21 protein-coding genes and 1 pseudogene are annotated in these 17414 nt (G+C 43.0%); 16 read left to right on the top strand and 6 right to left on the bottom strand.

What is annotated here, in order from left to right; translation table 11 throughout:
• The first annotated feature begins 18 nt into the window (after window positions 1-18).
• From THEAE_RS0111260 to THEAE_RS20735, 13 genes and pseudogenes are all read left to right on the top strand, one after another.
• Window positions 19-840 carry a hypothetical protein gene (locus tag THEAE_RS0111260; RefSeq protein WP_028987539.1) on the top strand — a complete coding sequence of 274 codons (822 nt, stop codon included), beginning with the start codon at window positions 19-21 and terminating at the stop codon, window positions 838-840.
• A gap of 81 nt (window positions 841-921) precedes the next feature.
• Entirely contained in the window at window positions 922-1734 is an 813-nt protein-coding gene (locus THEAE_RS0111255; protein WP_028987538.1) for a hypothetical protein, read from the top strand.
• A gap of 48 nt (window positions 1735-1782) precedes the next feature.
• Entirely contained in the window at window positions 1783-2595 is an 813-nt protein-coding gene (locus THEAE_RS0111250; protein WP_028987537.1) for a hypothetical protein, read from the top strand.
• Window positions 2596-2613: 18 nt separating this feature from the next.
• Window positions 2614-3051: a type II toxin-antitoxin system MqsA family antitoxin gene (locus tag THEAE_RS20740; RefSeq protein WP_052329942.1), complete on the top strand. Its 438-nt coding sequence runs from the start codon at window positions 2614-2616 to the stop codon at window positions 3049-3051.
• A 326-nt stretch (window positions 3052-3377) separates the two neighbouring features.
• Window positions 3378-3554, top strand: a pseudogene (locus THEAE_RS23895) (RNA-guided endonuclease InsQ/TnpB family protein); the annotation flags it as partial.
• A gap of 122 nt (window positions 3555-3676) precedes the next feature.
• On the top strand, window positions 3677-4429 hold the full coding sequence (locus tag THEAE_RS0111240; protein WP_028987536.1) for a hypothetical protein: 753 nt from the start codon (window positions 3677-3679) through the stop codon (window positions 4427-4429).
• 26 nt (window positions 4430-4455) lie between these two features.
• A complete protein-coding gene (locus THEAE_RS0111235) occupies window positions 4456-4920 on the top strand; it encodes a hypothetical protein (RefSeq protein ID WP_028987535.1) in 465 nt (154 codons plus the stop codon).
• A gap of 15 nt (window positions 4921-4935) precedes the next feature.
• Window positions 4936-5376 (top strand): hypothetical protein, encoded by a 441-nt coding sequence (locus THEAE_RS0111230; RefSeq protein WP_028987534.1) that lies wholly within the window; start codon window positions 4936-4938, stop codon window positions 5374-5376.
• A gap of 15 nt (window positions 5377-5391) precedes the next feature.
• Window positions 5392-5802 carry a hypothetical protein gene (locus THEAE_RS0111225; RefSeq protein WP_028987533.1) on the top strand — a complete coding sequence of 137 codons (411 nt, stop codon included), beginning with the start codon at window positions 5392-5394 and terminating at the stop codon, window positions 5800-5802.
• Window positions 5803-5964: 162 nt separating this feature from the next.
• Window positions 5965-6873, top strand: a complete 909-nt coding sequence (locus THEAE_RS0111220) for a tyrosine-type recombinase/integrase (protein WP_028987532.1) — start codon at window positions 5965-5967, stop codon at window positions 6871-6873.
• A 61-nt stretch (window positions 6874-6934) separates the two neighbouring features.
• Window positions 6935-7189: a LexA family protein gene (locus THEAE_RS0111215; protein ID WP_039944438.1), complete on the top strand. Its 255-nt coding sequence runs from the start codon at window positions 6935-6937 to the stop codon at window positions 7187-7189.
• Between the two features lie 33 nt (window positions 7190-7222).
• Entirely contained in the window at window positions 7223-7459 is a 237-nt protein-coding gene (locus THEAE_RS0111210; protein ID WP_028987530.1) for a hypothetical protein, read from the top strand.
• Window positions 7460-7462: 3 nt separating this feature from the next.
• On the top strand, window positions 7463-7684 hold the full coding sequence (locus THEAE_RS20735; RefSeq protein ID WP_052329940.1) for a LexA family protein: 222 nt from the start codon (window positions 7463-7465) through the stop codon (window positions 7682-7684).
• Here the strand turns inward: THEAE_RS20735 and THEAE_RS22630 are convergent.
• Window positions 7644-8021, bottom strand: a complete 378-nt coding sequence (locus THEAE_RS22630; RefSeq protein ID WP_281169607.1) for a helix-turn-helix domain-containing protein — start codon at window positions 8019-8021, stop codon at window positions 7644-7646. The genes THEAE_RS20735 and THEAE_RS22630 overlap by 41 nt on opposite strands.
• 86 nt (window positions 8022-8107) lie before the next feature.
• Between THEAE_RS22630 and THEAE_RS0111200 the strand changes: the two genes are divergently transcribed.
• Together THEAE_RS0111200 and THEAE_RS0111195 are read left to right on the top strand one after the other, a co-directional pair.
• Window positions 8108-8593: a magnesium chelatase subunit ChlI family protein gene (locus THEAE_RS0111200; protein ID WP_052329937.1), complete on the top strand. Its 486-nt coding sequence runs from the start codon at window positions 8108-8110 to the stop codon at window positions 8591-8593.
• A gap of 27 nt (window positions 8594-8620) precedes the next feature.
• Window positions 8621-8806, top strand: coding sequence for an antitoxin VbhA family protein (locus THEAE_RS0111195; protein WP_028987528.1), 186 nt, complete (start codon window positions 8621-8623; stop codon window positions 8804-8806).
• Window positions 8807-8909: 103 nt separating this feature from the next.
• On the opposite strand, the gene THEAE_RS0111190 is transcribed toward THEAE_RS0111195, so the two are convergent.
• The 5 genes from THEAE_RS0111190 to THEAE_RS20730 form a co-directional block, all read right to left on the bottom strand.
• Window positions 8910-9998, bottom strand: coding sequence for a class II aldolase/adducin family protein (locus tag THEAE_RS0111190; protein WP_028987527.1), 1089 nt, complete (start codon window positions 9996-9998; stop codon window positions 8910-8912).
• Between the two features lie 38 nt (window positions 9999-10036).
• Entirely contained in the window at window positions 10037-11266 is a 1230-nt protein-coding gene (locus tag THEAE_RS0111185; RefSeq protein ID WP_028987526.1) for a zinc-dependent alcohol dehydrogenase, read from the bottom strand.
• Window positions 11267-11320: 54 nt separating this feature from the next.
• A complete protein-coding gene (locus THEAE_RS23015) occupies window positions 11321-11491 on the bottom strand; it encodes a hypothetical protein (RefSeq protein WP_156920604.1) in 171 nt (56 codons plus the stop codon).
• 508 nt (window positions 11492-11999) lie between these two features.
• Complete coding sequence (locus tag THEAE_RS0111170; RefSeq protein WP_028987525.1) at window positions 12000-13802, bottom strand: M28 family peptidase; 1803 nt, start codon at window positions 13800-13802, stop codon at window positions 12000-12002.
• Window positions 13803-14115: 313 nt separating this feature from the next.
• Window positions 14116-15387, bottom strand: a complete 1272-nt coding sequence (locus THEAE_RS20730; protein WP_039944436.1) for an MDR family MFS transporter — start codon at window positions 15385-15387, stop codon at window positions 14116-14118.
• A gap of 95 nt (window positions 15388-15482) precedes the next feature.
• Here THEAE_RS20730 and THEAE_RS0111155 point away from each other — a divergent pair, with 95 nt between their 5' ends.
• Window positions 15483-17225: an SgrR family transcriptional regulator gene (locus tag THEAE_RS0111155; protein ID WP_028987524.1), complete on the top strand. Its 1743-nt coding sequence runs from the start codon at window positions 15483-15485 to the stop codon at window positions 17223-17225.
• Window positions 17226-17414: the final 189 nt, after the last annotated feature.

Raw genomic sequence — 17414 nt, 5'->3', positions numbered from 1 at the left:
AAAAAAAGGAGTGAAAAAATGAATAAATCAGAGGCATTTGTTAACAAAACATGGGAGAAAATAGAATATGTAGGAAAAGAATCTCAACTCAACGAGTTCGGAGATGAGCTGATACAAAAGATAAACGTTTTTCAAGACAAACCTGATGTTTGCAGGATAACGGAAAAAGAGGTTAAAGAAATTATAGAAATAATCCGGGAAAATCAGAATGGGCATTTAATTATTTATGGTGAAAGTAATGGTTGTGAAAAACTTAGGAAGATTAGGGTTGGAGTCTGGTTTATTCGCCGAAAAAAAAGATTTGCGGTTCGAGTATTTATCCAAATAAAATCGCCGGAAATATTTGCCCAAAGTCAAAAATATTTAAATAAACATTTTGATTTGTCTCTTTTATTGACATCCAATGTATTTAGGAGCATAGATGATGAAGACTTTTTATATTTGATGAAAAAAATCTTTGGTGTAAAACGCATAAACAAAATAAGCGATTATCTTTTATTCAGGCAGAAAAGAGAGATGCTCTTTAAAGCAGCCAAAGCCGGTATTGACATAAGCGAATTAAAAAAAATCTTAAAGATCCAAAGGAGAATTAAAGACAACGTTCGCATATCAGACGTAATAAAGTTTATCGACTTCAAGGAACCATGTCTTCTTCTTATCGGTTTTGAACTGCCTACCGAAAAATGGATTCTCTATACACCATTTGGGAATTACGAGAGTAAAAAGCACATCTATGATGCGCGTGTGGCATTTAGGCATATCACAGGCGCCCGTTGCGTGCCGCGTGGAAAAGATGCCACAAAAAAGATCGAAGCTTTGCTGATCCAGGCTTCGATTTAAAAAATTAAATAAAAAAAACGAAACTAGGAGCTTATCAATATCTACGAAAGCTCCTAGTGGAATCTTAAAGGAGTTGAAAAGATGATTATTAAATCTGTACCATTCCCCAACAAAACAACGGAGGAGATAAAGTACGTAGGGAAAATCACCCAACTAAATGAATTCTGGGATAAACTGATTCGAGAGTTAAACGTTTATCAAGATGGACTTAATGTTTGCCCGATAACGGATAAAGATATAAACAAAATCATTAAAATTATACGAGAGAACCAGAACGGACATTTAACAATTTACGGAAAATGTGATAACGGACAAAATCTTATTAAGATGAGGGCTGATATCTGGTTCGTTCGCCGAAAAGAAAGATTTGCAGTTAAAGCATTTCTGAATTCCAAAGGTGGATGGCCCACAAGAGTCTCCAGAAATCAATACCATTTAAATAGAAAAATTATCTTCACTGTCGAAAATTCGAACTTCTGGGATTCGAACTTCTGGGACGTGATGATGGATATGTTGGGTGCAAATCGCGCCAATAAAATAAGAGATTATCTGATATTCAGATGGAAGAGAGAGACGCTGTTTAAAGCCGCAAAATCCGGTATTGACATAAGCGAACTAAAAAAATCCTTAAAGATCAAAAGGAGAATTAAAGGTATTCCCTTGTTAGACGGGATCAAGTTTGTAGACTTTAAGGAACCATGTCTTCTTTTGATTGGTTTCAATGGACCTCCCGAAAGGTTGATTCTTTATACACCATTCGGAAATTTCGAGAGTAAAAACCGCATCTATGATGCGCGTGCGGCATTTAGGGATCTCACCGGTGCGCGGCGAGTTCCTTATGGAAAAGATGCTATGAAAAAGATCGAAGCTCTGCTTATTCAAGCTTCGATTTAAAATCTAAAAACTAAAAATCTAAAAACTAAAAAAATGGGGGAGATAAAGATGGCATGGAAAGATTTCATGGCAAAGAGCTTTCAACTTGAAGATGTGCGGAAAGCAATAATTGATGAACTGGAAGCATTTCAGTGCGAACAACGAAAACGACAAATATTAGAAATTACGACTGATGACGTAGATGAAGTCATGAAAATCATCCAAAAGGAAGGTGCGCGTAAAGTGAGAGTTAGAGGCGCACATGGTAATTCAGCAAGGGCAAAGCGAAGAACGTGCGCTGAATTTGATTTCATCCACCGAAAAGATATAATATCTATGAATGTTTTATTGACTGTAGAACCTGTAGAAAAGGTTCGAGAAGGTAAAAATATTTCTGTTAAAGAAATAAATTATATAAAATTCTTATTTAATTATTTTCCTTGGGGCTTTAATTTTTTCCCTTTTGATTATCAACCCAAGGACATTGATAATACTTTTCCTTGGAACGATCATATGTCACGAATATACGGAGAAAGGCGGTTTCGAAAGATCAAGGATTATATTTTGCACCGCCGGATAAGGGAAAGTTTGCGGAAAGCTAAAAAATGCGGCATTGATGTAAGCGACCTCAGAGAAGATGGCGTAAAATCCTCAGACTTTAAAAGCCCCTGTTTGCTTTTAGTAGAAATTATTGACAAAGAGATGATTGCCAAGAAAAAAAGGAAAAAATTACTTTATACACCATTTGGGAAATTAGAATATAAGGGAAATGCTTTTAGTGCTGGTGGTGCTTTTAAGGATCTTACCGGAGCACGGCATGTTCCTACTGGAAAAGATGCAATGGAAAGGATCGAAGCTTTGATGATCCAGACTTTGATTTAAAAGATGTGAGCGATCGAAATGGTAGAAAAATTTTGCCCGGAATGTCTTAATTTCACTGAATGTGTTCCAGTTTTGAAAGAAAAAACATATGACGTAAGAGGTGAGAAAATAACTATTCAAGCTGAGTATCTTAAGTGCAACCTCTGTGAGAAAATCATTCCGGACAGAAAAATGCAGGAACGGAATTATGACAGATTGTATTCCGAATATAGGAGGAGAAAGAATTTATTAACTCCCGATGAAATAAAACAGATTAGGGAAATGTACGGGTTAAGCCAACGACAGTTATCAAAAGCATTGGGATGGAGTCATGCTACCCTTTCAAGGTATGAAAACGGGGTTTTGCAGAGTATAAATCATAACAGCGAGATGGCATTGTTGAAAGAGCCGTTCAATATGCTCAGGATTTTAGAAAAGAATAAATCAAACCTAACTGAGTGGAATACGAGGAAATAAAAAGAAGCGTTCAAAAAAACATTTCGCTTGAAAACAGATATTAGATGAGGTAGAATTAGTATATATAATTTATTCTTTTATTTCTTTTCCCACACCGGGGAGAGGAACGTTAATTCTCTTTATTTTTTTCTCCTAACACAGGGAGAAGAAAAACAAAAGGAATTAGTAATTCAAAAATAAGAGCCATTTCTTTTAAAACGAATTTTGTTTTAAGAGAAGTGGTTTTTTTTTAAAACACATTTTAAGGGTTTTTATCATCTCTAGCGAGAAGACCCCTTCCTCTATAAGAAGGGGATGAATCGCATTTTCTAAAAACATAAAAGGGGCGGATCAGCCGAGGACTGTATCGTTCCGCACAAAACATCATCATCAATGCAGATGTGAATGGCTCGGCGAATATCATGCGAAAAGTAGTCCCAAATGCCTTCGCGAATGGGATAGAGGGGTTAGACGGTAACCAGTCCGTCAACGTGTCAACTCCACAGGTGTTAATCGTTCGGTAATCCCGTTCGACACACCTGAAACCCCCACTTCTATAAGTGGCGGGAGTATTCATGATGGACTTAAAGGCGGAGATTGAAGTAAAAAAATGTTAGAAAAACTTTAAAAAAAGGAGGATTTGGTAATGAGCCTTTTGAGAGCAACAGACCACGTTGTGGAAACGACACAACTTGAAGATTTTGGTGAAAAACTATTAAAGAATTTAGCAAACTACCAGAGAAATACAAACCTTTGCCCAAACCTACTAGTCCATGTTCAGAAAGCGATAAAAATTATTAAAAAAAAAGCATACGGTCGCGTGTCGATCCATGGAAAATGCGATAGTAATCAAAAAGATGGATTATTCGTACAGATTTCCTTCATCCACAGAAAAGAAGTGGTTGCCATGAAAGTTCTTGTGTACACTAGTGCCGGGTGGAGTAAAGGTTCACAGGTAAGATCCAATACAAGAAAAAAAATAAAGGGAAAAACGATCGATCTTGATCTTTTATGGAGGCTAAAAGATGTTCTGATCTTAATGATTGGTCCAGAACGTGTTCTTCGGTTAAAAAATTATCTTGAATACAGAGAAAAGAGGCAAAAACTTCTTAAAGCTGCAAAATGCGGGATTGATGTCGATGAATTGAAGGAGATTTTGAAGTCTGACTATTATCATCGATATGTCCATATCGAGTTCATCGACTTTGATGAACCGTTTCTTCTGGTTGGCACAACTGAAAAGCACATTCTTTATACACCATACGGAAAATATGAAGTCGGTATGGACACTTTTTATGCCCGCCGGGCATTTAGGGAGTTTGTAAAAGTCAAGCGCGTACCATACGGAAAAGACGCCATGAAAAAGATCGAAGCTCTGCTGATCCAGGCTTCGATATAAGAAAATAAGAAATAGGAGGTAAAACAATGAGGATTAATTTGTGGCTGCTTTGGCAACCTTGGCAGAAGAAAGTGTTCAAAAAATTAACAAGTCCTTATGGCTTGGCGGAATTTGATTGGGATGAACCATATTGGGGTGAAACTTTCTTTTCTAATTCTCGAAAGTTCAAGAAACTAATCGAGCGTGCTCAAAAAAGGGGATGGATATATCTAAGAATCCCCTATCCACAAGTTCACATATATCCTAGGCAACAAAAAATAGTGGAGTATTCCGTTCACTATTTAAGGCGTCCGGATTCTCCTGATATTCCAATTCTTAACAAAGCTACCCCAGTTTTTATAAAATCTATTAGGTGGAAACTTCGACACCAGGACGAAAAATATCTGAGGAAAAGCGAGAATGTATTGGTTTTAATAGCCAAAGGTGAATTGGCATCGGCGGAACAACTGTTAGAAGATATTGAAGCTGAAATGATCCTTGAAGTGATTTGATTTGGAGGGGATGATATGGGAAAAATAGCTCGCGGATCATGGCAGAGGAAAATGTTCGAAAAGATGTCTAGTCCTAGAGGTTTGTACAGTTCAGAAATCTTAAAAGAACTGTCTACAACAAAATCTGGCAAAGTAATCCCGATGCGGGTCTACGAAAAAAAAATACATTCACTAAGCAATATGATCATACGGGCAATAAAAGAAGGATGGGTATACAACCCAGTATATCCAGTATATTTAATTAAAGATGATATGAAAAACTATGAGCTTCTTCACTATATCCGTCCTCAAAATGCTAAAGATATTCCGTATATTAGGATGGTTTCAATTTACGTGAAAAAAAGTTTGTGGGAGGAAGCCTTTAAGATGATCGCTTTAATCGAAAAAGAAGACTTGGAAGGCGCGGATGAACTTGCGAAGAAGATTGAGTCTAAGATGATTCTTGATGCGATTTGATTCGGAGGGGATGATATGGGGAAAATAGCTCGCGGATCATGGCAGAAGAAAATGTTCGAAAAGATGTCTAGTCCCAGAGGTTTGTACAGTTATGAAATCATAAAAGAAGTGTGTGTAAGATTGGATTATGAAAGAAAAGTGATGCAGTCATTAAACAACATGATCAAACGGGCAATAAAAGAAGGAATGGTATACCAACCCGTATATGTATTTACAGATAGCTTGGGAAACCATAATCTCATATACTATCTCCGTCCCAAAAACGCTCCGGACCTGAAATATATTAGGATGGTGGCAATTTCCGCGAAAAAAGGTTTCCAGGAAGAAGCCGTAAGGATGATTGCTTTAATCGAAAAAGAAGATTTCGGAGCAGCAGACGAGCTCGCCAAGGAGATCGAATCAAAGATTATTCTTGATGCGATTTGATGAGACCCCCCTCGCCTAAAAAAGTGAGGGGTATTTTTTTGTTCGCAGAACATACCGTCTTAGAACAATCCTAACAAATCACCTTTTAATTATTCGTAGAATCCATTTTTACCTCTGTGTTTTACACTTCGTAGAATACCCTTAATATTCGGGAGGGATAGTATGGAAACCCATTCGATTGTAAAAGAATTCCTTGAGTGGTCTCATAACGAAGGAAAGGACGTAAAAACCATTGCCGCATACAAGACGGTTCTCACACAGTTTATGGTATGGATTAAGGATACCGAGGGAGAGGTAACTATTGATTCGATCAAGCCGATCACGGTTAAAGAGTATTTATCATACTTAACTCATACCTTAAATCGAAAGAAAGCGACGGTTAATAAAGCCATAGCGTCACTGAAAACCTTTTTTGCATATCTGGTGGAAACGGGAGTTGTTGAAGATAATCCCATGGTAAGAATCAAGATTCAAAAGGTACGATTAGCGGACCAGATGGGAGAGAAGGGGGTGCCCAAATGGCTTACAAAAGAGGAGCAAGAACGTTACATCAGTTACGTGGAATTAGAGAAGAACGAATGGAAGAGGATTAGGAATCTAGCCATTATTGATCTCATGCTATATGCAGGCCTTCGGGTATCCGAAGTGGTGGATTTGAAGGTCGAGGATGTGAAAATAGATGGAGACATTATTGTTACCATCCGGGAAGGAAAAGGAGGACAGTATGCGACGGTTGTACTGATTAAAAAATACAGCAGAAACTTGAAGAAGTGGCTCAAAATCCGTTCCACTCATCCAAAGGGATCTTCTCCATATCTTTTTGTATCGGAACGCTCCGGGAAATTCACGGCAAGGGGAATTCAGGTTATGCTCAACAAATACGCCGGACTCGCTGGCATGGAGAAGATCACACCACACCGTTTCCGCCACTCTTTTTGCAAGAACCTGGCGAATGCAGGTGTGAACATAGAGACAATACGGCGTTTGGCACGACATGAGAACATCCAGACAACGGCGATCTACATCGATCCTTCACACGAAGAACAGATGAGGGCGTTGGAGAAGATGTAGATTGCAATTTGTGAAAAAATAATCTATAATGAAAACAAACGTTCTGCATAGGAGGGTTACCATGCGCACAACAAAACAGAATTTAACCGCTAAGCAGCAGGAAGTCTTGCTAGCTATCCAAACGTACATCGAAAAACATAACTACCCGCCAACAGTACGGGAAATCGGGGAGATGGTGGGGTTGAGTTCGTCCAGCACTGTACATGGGCACCTAGAAAGGCTTAAGAAAAAGGGGATAATCACATATGAACCCTCTCTTCCGAGGACAATTACGATAATTAAACCCCCGTCCCAAATAAAGCAGGATATTGGATAGTATCTAACGAATACTGAAGTGGAGGGGATTGTTATGTATGGAAACGAAAGAGAAACCAAAGCATTTAACTGGAAGATCGGCACCAAAATTAACGGAGAAATACTGGTGTTTGAAGGAGAAGGAATGGGACGAGTAATCGTGCTCGTCGGGATGAAAGTTGCCGCCCAAATTTTGTTTGTAGGGGATGTTGTGAAGGTGAGCACCACGGAAGGATATTCTGCCCAGATTTTGTTTCAGGATCGGATCATTTCCATTGTGAAAGAGGAATAAATAATGTTAACCGATACAGAAAGAAAGATACTCATCGTCATCCGAAATATCTTTCGGATTAAAGGCCGTTTTCCCTCCGCTATAGAACTACAGTACCGTACAGGGAGAAGTATGGAAAAAATTTTGAATGCGTTGGAAAGCCTGCAACAAAAAGGATATATTCGATGGGATGCGGATAAAAAATCTATTGAAATGGCCGATCCAATATCACAAAATATTCTCTGATTTTGGATAGATACTCATCTATCGGTATGCGCAAATCCTTTTCCCAAGATTGAATAGACTTAACATCCACCCCTATGATCTCTGCAAACTCTTTCTTGGAATACCCGTGATACAACCGTGCTTTCCTGATCCGCTCACCAAGCGTATTTTCAGGCAGGGTTTCAAAGCACCCAAGATAGGAAATCGGCACGCCTAATACAGTGGATAGCTTACGGAGATTCGGCATGGTGGGTTTAAATCTATCCCTTTCGAGATTACTAATAGCTGTGACGGACAATCCGGTAGCATCAGACAGTTCGCGGTGCGTCATGTTCTTTTCAAGCCTTGCCTTTCGCAATCTTTTTCCGGGTGTATCGGCATTTAAAACGCATTTCGTTGTAGTCAAACTTGTCTCACGGGTTACAAAAATATCTGAGTTATTCCATGCACGGTTGTCCGTGCGGTTTCTACGGATTCGAGGATGGGGAAAGAAGCTGTACCTGCAGTTCCACCCAGGTGCATCGTTATCGGGGGCGGCTCTCCGGACCGCTCATGGATCGGATCGATATTCATTTGGAGGTTCCACGGGTGCATTATGAAGTCTTTGAGAAGAAGGAGGAAGGGGAATCTTCCCGGGAGATACGGGCACGGGTGATGAGGGCCTTAGAGATACAACGGGAACGGTATCGGGGGATGAAGATTCTTTTTAACGCACAGATGGGGGCAAGGGAGATCGAACGATATGCTCGCCTGGATCGGGAAGGGGAGCGACTCCTCCGGAACGCCTTTGAGGAGATGGGCTTATCCGCCCGGGCCCATGCCCGCATCCTGAAGGTGGCGCGCACCATCGCCGACCTGGAGGAGAGCGACATGATCCATCCCCACCATGTGGCGGAAGCGATCCAATACCGGGCGCTGGATCGGGAGTAGAGAGACTTCGGCAAGGAGTGAAACGGGATGAAATTTGATCTCAAGAAGGCGATGGAAAATGCGAAAGCGAGTCTGGCGATGGAGGGGTTATACCTCACAAAAGAGGAAGAAGAAATCGTTTCAAAGAGCTTCGATGGCGAGATCACTCATGACGAATTTATCCGACTCGCAAGAGAGCTAGCAAAAAAAATGGTCAATGAGCAGAAACCATGATCGCAAAAAAAGGAAAGTGATGTTGGATGATTTTATCTGATATCGAATCGATCCGATGGAATTATGAAAAAGGTTCTATCGAACCAGCATCTCCGTACTCTGTTTAAACCATCGGAACCTGAGGCATAACCCGGCCTTCAATCCGTTCGAAAATATCGTCCAAATCAGGGCCTGTGATGGTGAGGCCGTGATTCTTCAAACCGATGATCGCTCTGGCAGGTTCAGGTTCTTGTTTAATCAATTCTGCCACGGTCTGAGCGAGTTGAATGGTACCGCAGGGATAATTGATTTCCGTTGCCTTGACCCCATCGATCCATGCGTGGATATGAATTATGGCGCCGACGTCCGGATGCTCGGAATAAATCATCCAATGTTCAATCGCATCGACGGATACCCGATTGGGAGTAAGATTTGAAGGAACACTGATTTGCATCGCTTTTGAATCGGAATCATACCCCTTTACCAGCAGAATATCTTGACCGATTTTTTTCAAATTCGCCTTATTGCACCCCGCGGCACTCATCCAAAAGCTGCGGTTATCTTTCCGGCTGCTCAGATTTCCATAGCTTAAACCTCCGATGCCGTAAAGCCTTTTTAAATGCTTGAGATCGCGGGAAGATAAATATTCTTGAATGGGAAAGGGAGCCGGAAGTAAATTCATTTGATCCAACCGTTTTCCGGCCTTGCTCAGTTTTTCTGTGTTCTCGTCCCCCTTCCACAGTTGTTCAGGCAAATCATCGTAAAACTGATTATTGATCACAAGCTGCGAAGATGCGAGCGGATCAAGCCTTTCATAGAACTTACGGTAAAAGGAATCTTCTTCGCCCGGATGATATTTAATTTTGTAGCATCCCTGCTCAGGGGTAATAAAATAGACATCGGTATTTTCATGATCGTGACATATGTAGACCAGATGGTTGGACAGCGAACGGACCAGATAAGGATAAGCGGATTTTAATACCGGTTCCTCTGTTTTATGACCTTCCATAATGGAAACGACAAAAGTAGCTTGTGCTTTCCTGCGAAAGGGCCGGGGATGGTCGGGGTCAATGAAGTTGAATACCAACCGGATGTGATCAATCGGTTCGGAGTAATACCGATACCCTTCCGATTGAAACTTGTTTTTTATCCCCTGCGCCAACCGCTCAAGAAAGGAACTGTTGTAACTTCCATAAATAGTAAAACTCTCCATTTCATATTCCCTCCTGACATCCCATACCTGCATCTGTTCTAAGGTTCGAACACCGCCTTCAAACAAGCTTCTTTGCCTTTGTTTACAACTGTGGACAAAGCGTCTTTATATTTTTCAAGGGGAAACCGATGAGTGATCAAAGGGGACAAGTCCACCTTTCCCAACTTCATTAACTCTATGGCAATCTGCATGGTTCTCATCCGTTTTCCGTTGAACTCCTCCGTACTATATGCAAAACTTCCCCTGACATCCAATTCATTCAGCCAAACCGTTGTCCAGTCGATGTGGTCCAGAATTCCGGCCAAGCCTAGAAGAACCACCTTGCCTCCGCTTTGGGCAAAGCGCAGCGCATCATGGACGCTTCGGCTGTTTCCTACGCATTCATAAACGATATGAGCTCCTCCCTGAATGACGGGGGGTCCGATGACCGGTTTTAACACCCTTGCCTTTAGAGCTTCGGCAATTTCATAAATACTTTTGTAATCTTTTCCCTTCAAACCAATGACTTCATCAGCGCCATAGTGAAGGGCTAATTTCGTCTGAACATCGTATTTGGATACAACAACGATTTTACATGCAATATCCAGTGCACGAAGGGCGGCTACTACACAGATGCCAATCGTTCCGGCGCCTACAACAAGAACGGTATCGTCATCTCTTGGCGGGTTGCGCATGACACCATGTAGCGCACAACTAAAGGGTTCGATCAAGACGCCGTTCAAATCGTTGATCTCATCAGGCAACTTTAAGACTTGGCTTTGGTGTGCAACAAGATAAGTGCTCCAGCTTCCTCCCGTATCCCGACAGGCGCCGATCATTAGACCTGGTGCGATATCACCGTCAGTCATGTGGCTGCAAAGACTGTAATCACCGCGCCGACATGCTTCGCATGGATTGGGAAGTCCTCTAACCATGCAGGACAAAACCGGATCAACCGTCACGCGGTCGCCCACTTGAAGATTCTTTACAGCCAGTCCGACCTCACTGATCCTCCCAACAGTTTCGTGCCCGATGGTAAACGGAAAGGAAGCGAAGGGAGAGGTGGACGGGCTGTCATGCAAATGAATTAGATGCAAATCACTGCCGCAAATGCCGCCGTAGGTCACTTTAATCTTAACCCAATGGTCATTTGGAAGCACAGGATCAGGCATTTGCTGATACTTTAAACAGGATAAACCGGAATTCCAAAGGAGCGAGGGAAATAACCTGCCCATCGTCTTGCCAAATATATACCGGGGAATGGTAAAATGAAACCGCAAGGAATGCAACGGAACCACCCTTGAAAAAGTTGTAAGGTTTGACGATTGTGCATCTTGTCCTCATCAGCGGGCATCTAACCAATGAAAAATATGCCGGAGCACTTCGCTTTCATGCAGAAGCTGATGTTTTCCTTTGGGAAATACGGAGCGTTCTTTATCTGCAGAGATAATGCTTCCGGTAAATTGCTCGATCACATCGGAATTGACTAAATGAACGCAATATTCCGATGTCAACTTTCCATCCCTATATGAAAATATTTTCCTGAATGTTCCCCTGCAGCATGGATGAAGAGCAGCATTCCCAGAGGATGTGCAGGTTCCCACAAGCGGCAATAAAGTTTCATTTTCCGGGTACGAGTATAATATATGCCCTTGTTGGAACATTTATACATTTAATCCGTCTCTGTTTTGGTATGGTTTACTTTGTCATTGAACGAAAAAGGTCTTACACGGCTTTCGTTCCGGCAAGCATGGCCGCCCCTGTTCGGCACATGCTGCGGATTTTGTGCTGCGGAACGATAAAGGTAATAGTAAGAAATCACCTCGTTAATTAATTGAATATGAATAAAGCAAAAGCATTCAGTTGTGTTTCGTACCATGACCGTGTTTGGCACCATTTCTTTACTATATTATCATGAATCGGGTTGATCTTTGGATTTCTTCGCTTTTTTCGCCGCTATCCTAGCCGCTATCCTATTTGTTATTGTGATTTATACGGTTTATGTGGAAATGCTATTACAATTCATTCGGTCATATCTAGCCCTGCAACAAATTTTAAGAAATCTTCCTCTCCTACGACCGTCACCTGGTCACCCACCTTCGTTAATGGGGTATCGATTTCGCATAGATCGTTTTTTCCGTCAAAATGGATCAATGCGTAAATTCGATAGAAAGTATATCCCTCCGCTTCCAAGGTATAATAGGGAGTTTTCTTTTTAAACAGCTCGACAGCTCCTTTCTCTTTCAAATTTTCCCCCTTTACCATTTGGAGAAATTGCTCCGGTTCTATCTCTTCAGGCACAGGAAAGACGGTGACGGAAATCTCTTTCGCTAAAGACGAATCCGCATCTTTCTTTTGAAGCGCGGCAAGGAGAAAGCTGTATTCAATCCTGTTCAGTTCCCCTTTCTCATCCGTATAGCCTCGAATATCTTTTACTTTATATTCCGGATGGGAAATGAGAGGATATTTCCAGCGATCTTTTTCCTTTAGGAGATCAATTGCGGTTTTCACTACGTCCTCTTCCGGCAAGCCGGGTTCCGATGCTTGGGAAGGTTTTACCATTTGTGGGGAAGCGATGTGATCCTGCTGAAATAATTCTTCCAGAGTTGCTGCCATTGCCGTAGAAATCGATTGCAAACGCGTCGAATCGATGAGGTCGGGTCGATCCGACGGCGTCTGATAATATTGATTCATATATTCCTCATTCCAGTCCGTCAGTAACACGCCCTCTTCCCCCAATTGGATAAATGAGTCATGATCGCTCGATACATCCAATTCTTGATTGATCTTAAACCCCTTCTTCTCCAAAGAGTTAGAAATGATCGATTTGAACGACTCGCTCCCCGTAAGGCTTAATTTGCTCTCGCCTTTTATGCCAAGGATATCAAAGACGATCGCAAAGACCGGCAGATGATATTTCTCCTTTAGCCATGCTGCAAAGGCACGCGAGCCGTCTAGGCCTGTCTCCTCCCCGTTAAATCCTACGATAAAGAGCGCCGCATCATCCGGGATCTTCGCCGGATCGATTTTTTGGCTCACATCCAGCAAAGCGGCGATCCCGGATGCGTTATCGACGGCTCCCGGATAAGTCAGATTCCCCCTTTTCCCAATATGATCAAAGTGGGCGCCCAGAACAAAAATCCGTTTTATCTTTTTCCCGTCGAAGGGATTATGCATGACCAGATTTGCGGTACGCTCTTGCCGTACGGAATGATTCCACTGAATCTGAACTTCTGAACCCTGATGGGAAAGAAGACTTTGATAATCTTCTTCGCTCACCTGAAACCTGGGCTTTTCATGAATAGAGACGTCAAATGCTTCCCGACGAGAGAGATTCGATTTTTCGATCACCGCGATGATGCGGTCATTCGACCAGTCAATGGAAAGGGGATTCTCAGCAAGAAGAATAATTGGCGAAGAGGGATGTTGAATCTCCGAGGAGAGCGTACCGGTAAATTCTTCTTGATTGGTGAAATAGAGGGGCTGAAGGGAAATCTCCGATTTGATTCCTGAAAACCATAACTCCGGTTTGGCATTTAGATTAGGGACAAATTGCGTATATTCGTGGAGATAGTTTCCGTTCAGAGGAAGGAATTGGGTAGTTTTCATCCGGGAGATGATCCATTCTTGGGCTTTTTCATTTCCCGGTGTCCCCACCAGCCTTCCCTGGTATGTATCCGATGAAAGTTCATCAACCACCCGTTTGATCGTCTCTGTTTGACCAAAATCACAGGAGGAAATGAACGAAGAAAGTAAAAAAAATCCAACGACCAGCAGATAAAACCGTTTTCTTTTTCCTTTGGGATTAAGAAACCGGAATGTCATTCATTTCACTCCTCAGTTTCAAATAAAGGGGGGCTCAACATGTAGGTGATTGTGAGCCCCAATTTAGTTCAAAGATAATAATATTTGCATGAAATGAAATTGTCAATATAATTTGCGCAAATTTTGATTTCCATATTTACGAGATGAGCACTTGGCTTTAACGTTAACCATTTGGGTATTTATCTCAACCATATCACCAATAACGAATGCTCCCCTTAAAAGCCGGCGTCCCAGAACCTAATTGATGATTCCCAGGATTTCCTGGAATTAACGAGGGTTTTTTCTTTCAGTAAGAGGCGGGTGACAAAAGATTTTATATTTCAGATTTTGCCGGTGCATTGATCGCTTCCTTTTTTACCCGCTGCCGGATCCCCCATCGGGAAAAGAGGATCCCTAAGATGGCGAAACAGAGATAGAGCAAGCCCATCCCATATCCACCGATCGCCTCACCGAGAATAATCCCCAGGGCTCCTATGATCTTGCCGATTTGGTAGACAAAACCGTTAAAGGCCATATAGGCTCCACGGCGGGAATCGTCCACAATCTCCGCCAGGATGGACTGCCGGGTCGGCACATAAAGGAGTTCTCCCACAGATAAGACGAATACGGCAATAAACAAGCCGAGCACATGATTGGAAAAGGCCAAAAAGGCATACCCCGCTCCAAATAACAAATAGCCAAGATACATGATCGGCTGCTCCTTTTTGTTGCGGATCCATTTGGCCACTACGGCGGTGAACAGAACGATCATGATCGTGTTTTCCACGGTTAACAGGCTTAATAGCTTAACCCCGTCCACCTCAAATTGAAGATTGCCCCATAAGCCAATGGTCCTGGGGATAAATTCCTGGGCAAGCCTTACCGAAATAAAATTGTTTCGTTGGAACTCAATCGACAATACGGCGATGCCTCCCAACGTAAACCAGACAAAAGGCAAATCACCGATCACCGTTTTATAACTTTGGAGGAGCGGTATCACGCCCAACGGTTTTGAACGGGAAGCGGCGGGATCGGGGGTATAGGTTTCCTGAATCAGGGCGATCGTCATCCACAAGGTGATCAGGGAGATGAGGAACAAAGCCAGAAGCAATTCAAAGAAATGGCTTTTAAACAACCATCCGCCGATCATTAATCCGAGCATGATGGATAAGTTGACCGCCCAATAGTTGATCGAATACATGAAAGCCCGCGTCTCTTTCGTGCTGACATCAATCAGCATCGCTTCGGCGGCCGGGTTCTCCAAACCGGAGGAGACTCCGACGATCGCCAACATGAAGAAGGTGGTCCAAGGGGATATCCACCACGGAGAGTTGGCTGCGACCATTCCTAAAAAGCCGAAAATTTTCATCCATTCCCCCAGCACCATCATGCGTTTCCGCCCCAGGGTATCGGCCAGATACCCCCCATACAAACTGGCCGCAAATTGAATTAAGACGTTCGCCATCAGTAATATTCCCGCAAGACCGGCGTTCATCTCCCGGGTAAAATAGATGGCCATAAAAGGGAAGATCATGGAGCCCACCACGCGGCTTAAAAACGAAATGATGATACGAATGCGAATATTGGGGTGCAGTTCTCTAAACATGGGGTGAATTCCTCCTCCATCTATTTTTACAATAGAAAAAAGGGGATAAAAAGGGTATAATGAAAAGAATCATGTCCCCTTTTAGGAGGGATTCCATGAAAGACCTCTCTTATTTTCAACTGCGAGCTTTTCTCTATCCGAGAGAACGGCGCCTAACCGCCACATTTAAAATAAGTGAGCTTGAAAATGTATGGCATTGTACGGCAAAAAACGTGAAGAGAAAGCTCAAAAAATTTGAAGAGGAAGGACAGTTGATCTACCGGCCCGGATCAGGCAGGGGAAACCCGTCGGTGGCGATATTCAAAAATTCTTTTCAACAGGAAGTGGAACGGGAGGTTCATCGATCTATTCAGGACGATCAATTGGAAAATATTATGCATTTGTTGCAACTTCCGATTCCTAAATTGTGGGTGGCCAAGGCTTCGAAAGATCTCCAATTACTCTTTGGGTTCCATTCCCCCAGTGAAACAAAGGATGTCTTGAGGACCATGATTTCGAGGGAGATTACCACCCTTGACCCGCTGTACTGCTCCGTCACTTTTGAGAGCCATATCATTCACCAGTTGGGCGATTCTCTGGTGATGTACAAACCGGAGGAAGATGCCGTTGTTCCACATATCGCCCACCACTGGAAAGCGGATGATACGTACAGGGTCTGGACCTTTTATCTGAGAAAGGGGGTTTTATTCCATCATCACCGCACCTTGACGAGCGAAGATGTGAAATTTACGTTTGAGAGGTTTAAGACCGCTTTTTCCCCGTACCATTGGTTCGTCCAGGATCTCTCCCATATCGAATGCCCTTCACCGTTTATCGTCCGCTTTCATCTTCGTGAGCCGAATCCTTTCTTTCTTCGCGTCGTAAGCTCGATCAACCTCGCCATCTTGCCTGCAGATTCTCCTTTTGACCCGCATCATTGGATCGGCACGGGGCCATACAAGTTAAAGGAATGGGATGATCAGAAACTGGTTCTGGAGGCCTTTGATTATTATTTTTTGGGGAGGCCTTATCTGGATGAAATCGAAATCTGGCGTGTCCCGGAAGAAACCGTCAGGGGGGTTACGTATCAGGCAGAGGGGAAAAAACGGAACCTGTCTCCGGCAGAGAGCGAACCGATACAAAAAAAACATGTGGAAAACGGATTCCGCTTTCTTGCCTTTAACTTTAACAGGCCCACCATTGTCCGAAACCGGCTGTTCCGCGAGGCGCTCTTTCATCTCATCGATATGAAGAAGATGTGGAAGGATCTGGGGAGAAAGGATCTGGTGGAGGCCTCAAGCTTCTTTCCCTGGAAATCGAAACCGCCGGTCAAAGACCGGAAGTATGTAAAACCTTTGCTTTCGGCCTCCGGCTATCAAGGGGAAACCCTCACCCTGTACTTCTTAAATCACCCCAATGCGAAGGAAGAAGCGGAGTGGATCCGGTCCGAAGCGAAGTCGGAAGGGATTCATATGCGGCTCATCCCTTTTACGATGGATCAACTCTACGCGTCGGATCTGGACCGGGAAGCCGATCTGGCCACGTTGGGAGAAGTAGCTTCCACCGATCTCCATCTCTCTTTCTTGACCGCGTTTTATAATAATGCCTTATTATTTCGTAGATTTCTGGCTCCGGAGCATTTGGCCCGCATTGGGGAATGGCTGGAGGAAATGAAGCGGGAAACCGACCGCAAGAGGCGGGAATTATGGATGGACAAGGTGGAAAATTATATGCGGGAGAATCACCTCATCCTGTTCCTGCACCATCCCATGAAAAGCTGGACTTTCCATCCCCTGTTCCAGGATATCTGTTTTGAGTCTTTCGGGTTGGTGGATTTCCGCAGATTGTGGATCGAGTGATTTTTCCATTTCCGGAGGGCCAAAATTCCAGCCTATCTTAGAGAAAAGAAAAGGTGGTCGGGGTTCATTCCTAAGAGGGTATCTTCACATTTTTGGTGAAGGAGGGGGGTGTCCCCTCCCCGATGCGGCAAATCATAGGCAGATCGTAGAGGAATGGGCGTCCCGGTCAAAGAGATGATGGGCGATAAG

Source organism: Thermicanus aegyptius DSM 12793 (assembly GCF_000510645.1).
GTDB classification, from domain to species: Bacteria; Bacillota; Bacilli; order Thermicanales; family Thermicanaceae; genus Thermicanus; species Thermicanus aegyptius.
The sequence above is the reverse complement of the archived record's forward strand: the minus strand, read 5'-3'. Positions and strand labels throughout refer to the sequence as shown.

Coding starts and splice junctions, on each gene's coding strand:
- THEAE_RS0111230 (WP_028987534.1), top strand. CDS start 4,936: ATGGGAAAAATAGCTCGCGGATCATGGCAGAGGAAAATGTTCGAAAAG.
- THEAE_RS0111215 (WP_039944438.1), top strand. CDS start 6,935: ATGCGCACAACAAAACAGAATTTAACCGCTAAGCAGCAGGAAGTCTTG.
- THEAE_RS0111210 (WP_028987530.1), top strand. CDS start 7,223: ATGTATGGAAACGAAAGAGAAACCAAAGCATTTAACTGGAAGATCGGC.
- THEAE_RS0111195 (WP_028987528.1), top strand. CDS start 8,621: ATGAAATTTGATCTCAAGAAGGCGATGGAAAATGCGAAAGCGAGTCTG.
- THEAE_RS0111225 (WP_028987533.1), top strand. CDS start 5,392: ATGGGGAAAATAGCTCGCGGATCATGGCAGAAGAAAATGTTCGAAAAG.
- THEAE_RS0111155 (WP_028987524.1), top strand. CDS start 15,483: ATGAAAGACCTCTCTTATTTTCAACTGCGAGCTTTTCTCTATCCGAGA.
- THEAE_RS0111250 (WP_028987537.1), top strand. CDS start 1,783: ATGGCATGGAAAGATTTCATGGCAAAGAGCTTTCAACTTGAAGATGTG.
- THEAE_RS0111170 (WP_028987525.1), bottom strand. CDS start 13,802: ATGACATTCCGGTTTCTTAATCCCAAAGGAAAAAGAAAACGGTTTTAT.
- THEAE_RS0111235 (WP_028987535.1), top strand. CDS start 4,456: ATGAGGATTAATTTGTGGCTGCTTTGGCAACCTTGGCAGAAGAAAGTG.
- THEAE_RS0111260 (WP_028987539.1), top strand. CDS start 19: ATGAATAAATCAGAGGCATTTGTTAACAAAACATGGGAGAAAATAGAA.
- THEAE_RS0111240 (WP_028987536.1), top strand. CDS start 3,677: ATGAGCCTTTTGAGAGCAACAGACCACGTTGTGGAAACGACACAACTT.
- THEAE_RS20740 (WP_052329942.1), top strand. CDS start 2,614: ATGGTAGAAAAATTTTGCCCGGAATGTCTTAATTTCACTGAATGTGTT.
- THEAE_RS20735 (WP_052329940.1), top strand. CDS start 7,463: ATGTTAACCGATACAGAAAGAAAGATACTCATCGTCATCCGAAATATC.
- THEAE_RS0111255 (WP_028987538.1), top strand. CDS start 922: ATGATTATTAAATCTGTACCATTCCCCAACAAAACAACGGAGGAGATA.
- THEAE_RS0111190 (WP_028987527.1), bottom strand. CDS start 9,998: ATGGAGAGTTTTACTATTTATGGAAGTTACAACAGTTCCTTTCTTGAG.
- THEAE_RS20730 (WP_039944436.1), bottom strand. CDS start 15,387: ATGTTTAGAGAACTGCACCCCAATATTCGCATTCGTATCATCATTTCG.
- THEAE_RS0111200 (WP_052329937.1), top strand. CDS start 8,108: ATGCACGGTTGTCCGTGCGGTTTCTACGGATTCGAGGATGGGGAAAGA.
- THEAE_RS0111220 (WP_028987532.1), top strand. CDS start 5,965: ATGGAAACCCATTCGATTGTAAAAGAATTCCTTGAGTGGTCTCATAAC.